We start from the raw sequence: 699 nt of genomic DNA, 5'->3' as shown, positions 1-699 counted from the left end.
GCCGCGCGGTCCACGTCCGCGGGCGGCGTGCCCAGCACCGTCGACGAGATCAGCGCCCGCCCCTCCGGCGCCCGGGTCGGGTCGACCCGGCTGACCACCGCGGTGTGCGCCACCGGCCCGCCGCGTTCGGCGTCCAGCAGCAGGAAGGATCCGGTGTCCGGCGCCTCCGTGGTGGTGTGGTGGACCACCGTCACCGGGTGGAAGTCCGGCACCCGCAGCCCCGGCAGCAGCTCGGCGGCGGCCCGCGCGCCGGTGGCCAGCAGCACCGCGCGGCAGCGGAACTCGCCGTGCCCGGCCGTGGTGACCGAGGTGGTGGAGACGGAGGTCACCCGCACCCCGGTGTGCACCGTCCCCGGCGGCAGGGCGCGGGCCAGCAGCTCCGGGACCACCTCCGCGCCGCCCTCCGGCACGCACAGCCTCCCGGTCGCCCAGGCGCGCAGCGCCAGGTCGGCGCACCGGCTGGACCCCACCAGCTCCGGGTCGCACAGCAGCGACGCGAGCAGCGGACGCAGGAAGCCCTCCACGGTGCGCGCGGGCACGCCGCGCGCCGCCAGCGCCTCGGCGGCCGGCACCTCCGCGCGGGCCAGCAGCCGCTCCACGGGCGTGGCCGCGATCCCGGCCAGCGCCGAGTCGAGCCGCGCGCGCTCGCCCGCCCCGCCCGCGACCTCGGGCGCGGACGGAGCCGGCCCGGACGGGGCC

The 699-nt window shown here is 80.4% G+C and carries 1 protein-coding gene; it reads right to left on the bottom strand.

Annotation, left to right across the window (positions count from 1 at the left end):
- Positions 1–699, bottom strand: a 699-nt coding sequence (locus tag A2U95_RS25590; protein ID WP_166027236.1) for an FAD-dependent oxidoreductase, incomplete at both ends; no start/stop codon positions are given.

The sequence above is a fragment of the Streptomyces chilikensis genome (assembly GCF_001642695.1).
Taxonomy (GTDB): Bacteria; Actinomycetota; Actinomycetes; order Streptomycetales; family Streptomycetaceae; genus Streptomyces; species Streptomyces chilikensis.
Note: the sequence above shows the minus strand (reverse complement) of the source record. Positions and strands in the feature narration are given on the sequence as shown.